11 protein-coding genes are annotated in these 8,630 nt (G+C 43.4%); 4 read left to right on the forward strand and 7 right to left on the reverse strand.

The annotated features are described in order from the left end of the window. Positions 1 to 200: 200 nt before the first annotated feature. The gene (locus tag ACM0OX_RS26855; protein WP_414517984.1) at positions 201 to 932 is read right to left on the reverse strand and encodes an MBL fold metallo-hydrolase; all 732 of its coding nucleotides are present in this window, start codon (positions 930 to 932) and stop codon (positions 201 to 203) included. A gap of 193 nt (positions 933 to 1,125) precedes the next feature. Here ACM0OX_RS26855 and ACM0OX_RS26860 point away from each other — a divergent pair, with 193 nt between their 5' ends. After that, a complete protein-coding gene (locus tag ACM0OX_RS26860; RefSeq protein WP_414517996.1) occupies positions 1,126 to 2,646 on the forward strand; it encodes a site-2 protease family protein in 1,521 nt (506 codons plus the stop codon). Positions 2,647 to 2,693: 47 nt separating this feature from the next. Here ACM0OX_RS26860 and ACM0OX_RS26865 read toward each other — a convergent pair whose 3' ends face one another. The 5 genes from ACM0OX_RS26865 to ACM0OX_RS26885 all read right to left on the reverse strand — a co-directional run bounded on the left by ACM0OX_RS26865 (position 2,694) and on the right by ACM0OX_RS26885 (position 6,637). Then, positions 2,694 to 2,828: a hypothetical protein gene (locus tag ACM0OX_RS26865; RefSeq protein WP_414517986.1), complete on the reverse strand. Its 135-nt coding sequence runs from the start codon at positions 2,826 to 2,828 to the stop codon at positions 2,694 to 2,696. A gap of 9 nt (positions 2,829 to 2,837) precedes the next feature. Beyond that, positions 2,838 to 4,094: an FAD-dependent hydroxylase gene (locus ACM0OX_RS26870; RefSeq protein WP_414517987.1), complete on the reverse strand. Its 1,257-nt coding sequence runs from the start codon at positions 4,092 to 4,094 to the stop codon at positions 2,838 to 2,840. 440 nt (positions 4,095 to 4,534) lie between these two features. Next, positions 4,535 to 5,413, reverse strand: a complete 879-nt coding sequence (locus ACM0OX_RS26875; RefSeq protein WP_414517988.1) for an N-acetylmuramoyl-L-alanine amidase — start codon at positions 5,411 to 5,413, stop codon at positions 4,535 to 4,537. Positions 5,414 to 5,587: 174 nt separating this feature from the next. Continuing rightward, the gene (locus ACM0OX_RS26880) at positions 5,588 to 5,695 is read right to left on the reverse strand and encodes a hypothetical protein (protein ID WP_414517998.1); all 108 of its coding nucleotides are present in this window, start codon (positions 5,693 to 5,695) and stop codon (positions 5,588 to 5,590) included. Positions 5,696 to 5,707: 12 nt separating this feature from the next. Next, positions 5,708 to 6,637 carry a leucine-rich repeat domain-containing protein gene (locus ACM0OX_RS26885; RefSeq protein ID WP_414517990.1) on the reverse strand — a complete coding sequence of 310 codons (930 nt, stop codon included), beginning with the start codon at positions 6,635 to 6,637 and terminating at the stop codon, positions 5,708 to 5,710. A 177-nt stretch (positions 6,638 to 6,814) separates the two neighbouring features. Between ACM0OX_RS26885 and ACM0OX_RS26890 the strand changes: the two genes are divergently transcribed. The 3 genes from ACM0OX_RS26890 (at position 6,815) to ACM0OX_RS26900 (ending at position 7,547) form a co-directional block, all read left to right on the forward strand. After that, complete coding sequence (locus ACM0OX_RS26890; protein ID WP_414518000.1) at positions 6,815 to 7,126, forward strand: hypothetical protein; 312 nt, start codon at positions 6,815 to 6,817, stop codon at positions 7,124 to 7,126. A 99-nt stretch (positions 7,127 to 7,225) separates the two neighbouring features. Further along, positions 7,226 to 7,390: a hypothetical protein gene (locus ACM0OX_RS26895; RefSeq protein ID WP_414517991.1), complete on the forward strand. Its 165-nt coding sequence runs from the start codon at positions 7,226 to 7,228 to the stop codon at positions 7,388 to 7,390. After that, on the forward strand, positions 7,356 to 7,547 hold the full coding sequence (locus tag ACM0OX_RS26900) for a hypothetical protein (RefSeq protein ID WP_414517992.1): 192 nt from the start codon (positions 7,356 to 7,358) through the stop codon (positions 7,545 to 7,547). Before ACM0OX_RS26895 ends, ACM0OX_RS26900 begins: the two co-directional genes overlap by 35 nt. Before the next feature lie 165 nt (positions 7,548 to 7,712). On the opposite strand, the gene ACM0OX_RS26905 is transcribed toward ACM0OX_RS26900, so the two are convergent. Next, positions 7,713 to 8,342: a DUF4126 domain-containing protein gene (locus tag ACM0OX_RS26905; RefSeq protein WP_414517993.1), complete on the reverse strand. Its 630-nt coding sequence runs from the start codon at positions 8,340 to 8,342 to the stop codon at positions 7,713 to 7,715. Between the last annotated feature and the right edge of the window lie 288 nt (positions 8,343 to 8,630).

Here is an 8,630-nt window from a genome sequence, read left to right on the forward strand (position 1 = left end):
CAGTCTGAAGACTGGGAATGTGTTCCCAGAGGCAGAGCCTCCCAGGATGGATTCCCAGCCTGGAGGCTGGGAACCAGTTAGGGCAAGGGCTATATCTTAACTTAGTGCCATTCAGGTATGATTCAAATACATGAAAACTGCTGTGCTGTAATAATATTGACCAAATTTCATCCTTGCGGTTCTCAACAGCCATGCTGCCTCTAAAATGGTTGTATCCCCAGCAAAGTTGGTAAATCCAGAGAGGTGAGGTGTTGATAAGCTCGATCTATGAATCGCTTACCTCTAAGAAAGCCTGTATTAGCTCCAGGACAAATATACTTGAGAGTTTCTGGTGTAAAACGTTCTAACAATAATCGAATGCTCTGAATTTGTCTTGGCCAGTGAAAGGTTTTAGCTGTCCGTAATGGTACTGCTTGACCGTGCTGGTTAGGGAGTAAATGACGACCAGAAAATAATATACCTCCAAATTCACTGTAGTAGAGACAAGATGAGCCGGGAGAATGTCCTGGTGTCCAAATCGCTTGTGTAGCTGCATCAAGAGTAAATTCTTGTTTAAAGGTAGTTACTGTTAAGCCTGGTAATAAATATGCTTCTTGCTCTTGAATCAGCACCTCGCAGCCAAAGTCTTGCTGAAATTCAGCAGTCTTGCCAATGGCGCCGCGATGGGTGATAAATAACCAACGCACGCCTCCATGTGCTGCTAAAAAATCTTGATTTGTTTTTTCTAGTGCAGGGCAATCTATGAGGATATTGCCTTCATTTCTTACAATAAAATAAGAGGTTCCCCCTAATGTGTCCCGATTGGGTGGAAAAGCAAAAATGCTCTCTTGTGCGAAGTCCGATTGCAGAGAACCTCCGCTGAGTACTTCGTCCGGGAAGACAGCCCGTGGTGGCTTAGTTGTATGACTTGGCTGTTGAGGTAAAGGGCACATAATCAAAGAACCGAAACTGAGGAGTTGTGGACAATTTGATTACAGTACGGAAATTCTCAAGAATTGCAACTTGAGCATTAACCAGCACTGTTAACCATTGTGAAGAAAATTGGGATTTGAGGTCTGCCTTGTAGTTAATGCTATGGTGCTGAAGCTACTGGTGGGGCGTTTTGTCAAAATTACTGAAGAGAACATGGCATTTTGGTTTCTGTTTATCCTCCTGCTGGGGCTAGCTACTTATCTAATGGTGCAGCGCAGTGTTGCTCTCATTACCCGCACACCAGTATGGTTGTTGTGGCTGGTTTTAATGACACCAGCATTGCTGTTGAGTGGATGGACGCTAATCTACGGGGCGAAACAACCTCCACCACCAGGGCTGATCCTCTGGTCGGTATTTGTCTGCACAGTCTTGTACTGGATGTTGTTTCAATGGGGGCGTCAAGTACCAAGAGATACACAGACCGAAGCCCAAACCCCAGCCTCAGAATCACAACCGACTATCCAGCCTACCCCAGAACCAATAGTGCGTCCCATTGAACCAGCCGAAGAAACTCAACTACGAAATTGTTTTCCTTGGTCTGTATACTACGTTCAAAATATTGAGTATCGTCCACAATCTGTGATTTGCCGGGGTCAGTTGCGAACTCAAGCCAGCAACGCTTACCAGCAGATTAAAACTAATATTGAAGCACAATTTGGCGATCGCTTCTTGCTGATTTTTCAAGAAGGTTTAAATGAGAAACCTTTCTTTGTGTTGGTTCCTAACGTTCAAGCTGCTAAAGAGAGAAATACACCACGACGCGACCAAGAACGCTTAACTCGACCAGGATTAGCGCTGATGCTGCTAGCAGCTACTTTGATCACTACTACCTTGGTGGGAGTGGAAAATGCTGGTGTTACTCTGCCGCCTATCTGGCAAATTGGATCTTTGTTCAAGCTTCTATCTAACCCAGATGTCCTATTCAAGGGATTGCCTTATGCTTTAGGGCTGATGGCTATTTTGGGTACTCACGAACTTGGGCATTATTTGACAGCTAAATTCTACAAGATTCGCTCGACGTTGCCTTACTTTATTCCCGTGCCTTTCTTCTTGGGAACTTTTGGGGCATTTATTCAGATGCGTAGCCCCATTCCTAACCGCAAAGCTTTATTTGATATTAGTATCGCTGGGCCAATTGCAGGTTTTGTTATTACCTTGCCATTACTAATATGGGGTTTGGCTCATTCTGATATAGTTTCGCTGACTGAAAAAACCCGACTTTTAAATCCTGATGCTCTCAATCCCAAGTATTCAATTTTACTGGCTATACTCTCGAAGTTAGCTTTGGGAAGTCAGTTAACAGCAAAATCAGCCCTCGATTTGCATCCAGTTGCAGTAGCAGGTTTTTTAGGACTAATTGTCACAGCGTTAAATTTAATGCCTGTGGGACAATTAGATGGAGGTCACATTGTCCATGCGATGTTTGGACAACGAACTGCGATCGTAATTGGTCAAATTGCTCGCGTGTTGTTGCTGTTACTTTCTTTAGTTCGGGAAGAATTTTTGGTGTGGGCGATTATTTTATTATTTATGCCGTTGATTGATGAACCTGCGCTGAATGATGTCACTGAACTGGATAACAAACGTGACGTTTGGGGGTTACTGGCAATGGCTTTGTTGATTGTAATTATTCTGCCATTACCGCAAGCGATCGCTAACTTTTTGCAAATTTAAAAAGTACAGCAGAATTCAGGAGTCAGAATTCAGGAGTCAGACAGACTTTATACGCGGCTTTGAGGCGAATCGTTGTGTGTTTTACTTTCCTTGAAATTGGCTGTATCAGCGATCGCGATCGTTTCTTTTTGCAGGACATAGATTTGTCTATGAGGTTTTCTCTTTGTCTTCCTCCATGACATTCTCAAGCCTTAGCGTTTTGCTAATTCTGGAGTCCGCCCCTTTAAACCAATCATCAATTTCAGCATAAATACTTTTAATATCGGTACTCGCTGCAAGAACCATAAACCCAAGCGACGAACTACCACCACAGGGAAGAAATTATTAGAAAACATCCGATCTAACAAATCGGTGAAACCTAAAATTGTCAGATTCTCTAGCTTGCGCCAGCGTTCATAACCTTTGAGAATCTGAATATTGCCAATATCTTTACCCGCCTTGTGCGCTGCTTGAATTACTTGCGCTAAAGCTGCTGCATCCCGAATGCCCAAATTTAAACCTTGTCCACCAACGGGATGGCAATTGTGTGCCGCATCACCAATTAATGCCAGTCGCGGGAGAACGTAGCGATCGCTTTGCATGAGTTGTACCTGGAAAACAAAGCGATCGCCTAGTAATTCCAGTTTCCCCATTTGATCGCCATAGCGACGGGTTAGTTCTGCCAAAAATTGCTCGTCATTTAAAGCACACAAAGCTTTTGCTTCTTCATGGGGGGCTGTCCAGACAATGCGGCAACGGTTCCCCGGTAAAGGTAAAATCGCAAAGGGGCCGCTAGACCAAAATCTTTCGTAAGCGGTGTTATTGTGGGGCTTTTCTGGTTTGACAAAGGCGACGATGCAAGATTGCCAATATTTCCAGCCCGAAGTTTTGATTCCAGCAGCTTGGCGAATTGGCGATCGCGATCCATCTGCTGCTACAACTAATTTGCTGCGAACTGTCTTTAGGCGATCGGCAATTTTTATCTCGATTGTGACTATATTCTGCTGGTATTGTGTATTTACCACTTCCGCCGGACACAAATAAGTCACATTGGGGCAATTTTGGACGAAATCTTGCAACGGCTGCAACAGAGCTTGGTGTTCCGCCACATAACCCAACTCTGCTGTATTTATATCATCTGTGGTAAATTCCACCACATCGGGATGATCGGCATCTGAAAGACGGACTCGGCAATACTTGGCAATTTGAGGCAACATTTTGTCCCAAACGCCAATTCCTTGATAAATTAGCGACGAAAGTTTGTGAACTGCATAGGCTTGTCCCTTGGCTACCGCCGCTGATGCCACTTTCGCCTCAATTAGCAAGATACTCAAACCAGAATCTTTTAAAGCAGAGGCTAGAGTTAACCCAATAATCCCACCGCCGACAATTACCAAATCATATTCATATCCCCGCTCATTTGGCGGTGTTAGTTGAGGGGAAATTTGCTCAAGCTGCGTTATGGTCATTGTTAAGTTAGATTACAGCGTCTTAACTCTTATTTTGACGCGATCGCGCCTTCTTGAGCAAGTTAACAATTTAAAATTAAAGGCAGCCCTCATCCCCTAACCCCTTCTCCCATGTTGGGAGAAGGGGAACTAGAGAATTTGCTCCCCTCTCCCAAGTGTGGGCTATCCATTACCCGGATCTTTCTTAACATTCGTGAGAGTATTCACTCAGGCTTTTATAACCCTTATTGGTTCGTTGTTTATTCTCAATAAAAACGCAGTTTTAGCGAGAATATTAAAAGCGAATTTGTCAAGTATGCCTAACTATTCAGTGTCTAAGACGGCTATAGAGCATAGGTTTCAAGATTGTAAAGAAAGATGTGACTAATGGATAGCAAGTGTGGGAGAGGGGCTGGGGGTGAGGGCAAAATATGGCAGCTCACCCCACAAGATGGAATAATTTATTTGCTGACTCGATAGATTGGTCTAACCTGACGATAAGTATTAAGCAAGCTGAGAAATTTCTGACCATCAAAATTTATCGGGTCAACTTTTTTACCAGAACGGTCTACTAAATGGTGCGTAGTGATGCGATCGTCTGGAACTTGACTTTGAGCAATTAACCAAGCAAGAGAATGATATTGAGCCTCCGTGTAGCCGCTATGGGTTTGTTGACTACTAGCGTCATAACCATCTGGCGGTGTTTCCAAAGAGACGTGATAAGCAAAATTATTCACAGACGCGGGTAAAGTCGGATTAGTCTGCACAGTTTCCACTCCCTGAGAACCATCAAATACTGAGTTAGCTGCACCAAAAGCCCGCTTGTCTGGCGGTACTAGATAAACTACCGTTCCGTCTAACTTGATTAAGGCGTGGTAACTTGCTTGCACACCTTCATCAGTATGAGCTACTTGAAAGAAATTGATAGCGCTAGAAGCTGAATAACCAGTTTCATGGATGACGATAATTGGTTGGTTGCTGAGAGGAATGCCATTAACATCTTGGGTGTAACGTTCACCATAGTTACTTGGGTCAACTGAAGCAACTTGATAATTAGGTCTATACTGTGCAAAAGCTTGAGTGGTTATGTACCTTGCTAGAGGCTGGTTAGTCTTGACTGGGGACTTGATAACATTTTGAAATTTCTTCTCTGGCTCTTTCGCTGATTGAAATTGCGCCTGGGGATATTTACTGAAAACTGTAACCTGTGGATTGGCTGCACGGGAGGTTGTCGGATTGTTGTGTAATTTTGTTGCTCGTCCAATTAGCAGCACTACAATTAGAGTGGCGAACATCAGCCAGATTAGTAGCACTCTAGTCACCCAGTCTGTAAACTTCATTTTTCTAATACCCGTAAAACGGTAGATATTAATTTATAGCTAAACTGGCGTGTCAGTTGTAGAGGCGCACTTCTGTAAACCCCTACCGCTTATGGTATCTAAATAATAATCGCTATAATACCTTAATTCTAGTCAAATATACCTTGATAATCCCTGCAATGGTGCTGTTAAAAGCTATTTAATTTCAATGCCGTGGGTAGTGGATTGGTGGGTGTCAAAGTCTTCATCGTGTAGCGCTGTTAATGATGTTTTACCCACATTCTCTTCACCAACTACTAGCAGCTTAGAAAGATATTATCCTTTAGCTTCTAACCTAGCTCGAAGGTAGGTCAAAATTGCCTCCGTTCCCTGCTCAACAATTTCAGGCGGCGGCGAGCTTAATTGTGGATTGTTCTTGAGGGATAGGCTTGTCAAGTTTGAGAGTTGGCTGATTTCTGGCGGCAGGCTGCTGAGTTGATTGTAAGAGAGGTCTAGCCATATTAAGTTTGAGAGTTGGCTGATTTCTGGCGGTAGACTGCTAAGTTGATTGCCAGGGAGGTCTAGCCATTCCAAGTTGGAGAGTTGGCTGATTTCTGGCGGTAGACTGCTAAGTTGATTACAAGAGAGGTCTAGCAATATTAAGTTTGAGAGTTGGCTGATTTCTGGCGGTAGGCTGCTGAATTGATTACCAGAGAGGAATAGGTCAGTCAAGTTTGAGAGTTGGCTGATTTCTGGCGGTAGGCTGCTGAGTTGATTACCACAGAGGAATAGCTCAGTCAAGTTGGAAAGTTGGCTGATTTCTGGCGACAGGCTGCTGAGTTGATTGTTATCGAGGTTTAGCCATGTCAAGTTGTAGAGTTGGCTGATTCCTGGCGGCAGGCTGCTGAATTGATTACCAGAGAGGGATAGCTCAATCAAGTTGGAGAGTTGGCTAATTTCTGGCGACAGGCTGCTGAATTGATTGTTCTCAAGGGATAGCTCAGTCAAGTTGGAGAGTTGGCTGATTTCTGGCGGCAGGCTGCTGAGTTGATTTTTATCGAGGTATAGGTGAGTCAAGTTGGAGAGTTGGCTGATTTCTGGTAGCAGGCTGCTGAGTTGATTGTTATCGAGGTTTAGCTTTGTCAAGTTGGAGAGTTGACTGATTTCTGGTGGCAGATTGCTGAGTTGAGTGTGATTGAGGTTTAGCACCGTTTCCTTTTCTCTGGCAGCTTTTTCAATAATTTGCAACAGTTCTTCGTTTGTCATCAGCAAACCTCACCAACTCTGTAGCGATATTTACCAGCTTAGTGTATCGCAGGTTATGGGGAGTGCGGCTAGATTAATGTGTTCTATCTGCGTAGAAATGGCTGTAATGTTTAAATTAGCAGAGTGCGTAGGTGTAACCCGTCGTAGATATTGCTACCCTCGCAATAACATTCACTCATTCACGAGTATAAAAGACTCGTTAACGGAGCTAAAAGACTCGTTAACGGAGTTCAAAGACTCGTTAACGGAGTTCAAAGACTCGTTAACGGAGTTCAAAGACTCATTAACGGAGTTCAAAGACTCATTAACGGAGTTCAAAGACTCATTAACGGAGCTAAAAGACTCGTTAACGGAGATAAAAGACTCGTTAACGGAGATAAAAGACTCGTTAACGAGTATAAAAGACTCGTTAACGAGTATAAAAGACTCGTTCACGGAGTTCAAAGACTCATTCACGAAGTTAAAAGACTCATTCACGAAGTGCATTAGGCGTAGGTTGGGTGGAGCGGAGCGTAACCCAACATCCTGATATATGTTGGGTTACGCAAAGCCTCCACCCAACCTACAATTTTTTGCAACATTTTAGCCTTGCCACGCCACTACGACCACGATCGCTTTATAATTGCGATATCTAGGACGGGCGTAGCTGCGGCACTACCAACACTACAGGCGATCGCTTTATGGCATACATTGAATATAGTTAGCAGTCGGCAATTCCATGAATATTCGTCAAGAACTTCTAAGTCTGATTGAAAAACTGAATGATGAGCAGTTATCAACATTGCTTGATTTAGCTCTTTCTTTCAAGAATGGCGAAAAATCTGTTAATCATGCTATTGAGTCTCAGGCTTATCAGGATTGGGTAAGCCCTGAAAATGATATTTACGACGAAGTATTTGCATTTGAATAAATCAATACGCTTGGGTTAGCGTCAAAAACCACTGTAAATGTTGGGTTTCGTTCCTCAACCCAACCTACGATTCTCTAACACACCCGAAAACTATGATCGCTTTATAATTGTGATGTCTACGATGGGCTATTCAACGTCGCAGCTATAAAACCAATCCATAACTACTTATCCCAATTCTCTTGATGGAGAGACGGTTTCGTTAATTTGAGAAGATGGTTTATTCAAGAAGAAACTCCAGATTCTTTGAATAGCTATTATTAAAAAACCAATCACAATCACTCCTGCTACCACTGGTAAAGCTAGCGCCAGCACAGACAGTCCGATTGCAATGAGCAACTCAATGGTTGACACAACTGGATTGGTTAATCCACCGGAAACGCCAGTAGAACTTATCCGCAATATATTCGTTAATCCCTGAGTCAATCCTGCGGTTCCACCACCAGCAACTAAAGCTAACGTCCATTGCACCAGTGGATTCATCTCTGGAGCAACGGATGCTGTGACAATTGTCCCGGCGATAAATGCCGCAGGTGTGGCTACAATATCCAGCAGATGATCCAACCAAGGAATGTAATAACCGATAATTTCTAGCGAACAAGCGGCAGCAAATACAATTACAGCTTGAGGTGATTCCAGCCAATCGAAGTTAGTCGGCAAATCAAAATGTCCAAAAACTGAAGCCACACTCAATGCTAGCAGTGGTACAAATACTCGAAAGCCAGCCGCCGCGCTCAAACTAATCCCCAGTAATAATTCAATAAATGTATTGAGATTCAACAAAGAATTTAAATCCATAGTAGGACTCAAGTTATACTCCTGGTGTTTTTTCCATCTTTGAGCTGAACGGAGTAGCAACTCTAAGCTGTAATCCCAAGATAAGAAACTTGGCGGAAATATTTCATCTGACCATGTGTAGAATCAGCGAAATCCCACCTGTGTCAATACTGCGTAGGTTTGCCTAAAAAATAACTCCAATGTAGGTTGCGTTTCGCTCCTCAGTGAATTACCCCCCTTAATCCCCCCTTATAAAGCAGGGCTGTTTCATTCGATCTCTTAGGGATTTTGTCAAGAGTATGAGTCAGA

The organism is Nostoc sp. PCC 9305 (assembly GCF_963920915.1).
Taxonomy (GTDB): domain Bacteria; phylum Cyanobacteriota; class Cyanobacteriia; order Cyanobacteriales; family Nostocaceae; genus Nostoc.

Excerpts from the sequence above, each read along its gene's own strand:
- ACM0OX_RS26900 (WP_414517992.1), top strand. The coding sequence starts at position 7,356 with ATGAATATTCGTCAAGAACTTCTAAGTCTGATTGAAAAACTGAATGAT.
- ACM0OX_RS26855 (WP_414517984.1), bottom strand. The coding sequence starts at position 932 with ATGTGCCCTTTACCTCAACAGCCAAGTCATACAACTAAGCCACCACGG.
- ACM0OX_RS26860 (WP_414517996.1), top strand. The coding sequence starts at position 1,126 with ATGGCATTTTGGTTTCTGTTTATCCTCCTGCTGGGGCTAGCTACTTAT.
- ACM0OX_RS26870 (WP_414517987.1), bottom strand. The coding sequence starts at position 4,094 with ATGACCATAACGCAGCTTGAGCAAATTTCCCCTCAACTAACACCGCCA.
- ACM0OX_RS26905 (WP_414517993.1), bottom strand. The coding sequence starts at position 8,342 with ATGGATTTAAATTCTTTGTTGAATCTCAATACATTTATTGAATTATTA.
- ACM0OX_RS26865 (WP_414517986.1), bottom strand. The coding sequence starts at position 2,828 with ATGTCATGGAGGAAGACAAAGAGAAAACCTCATAGACAAATCTATGTC.
- ACM0OX_RS26885 (WP_414517990.1), bottom strand. The coding sequence starts at position 6,637 with ATGACAAACGAAGAACTGTTGCAAATTATTGAAAAAGCTGCCAGAGAA.
- ACM0OX_RS26875 (WP_414517988.1), bottom strand. The coding sequence starts at position 5,413 with ATGAAGTTTACAGACTGGGTGACTAGAGTGCTACTAATCTGGCTGATG.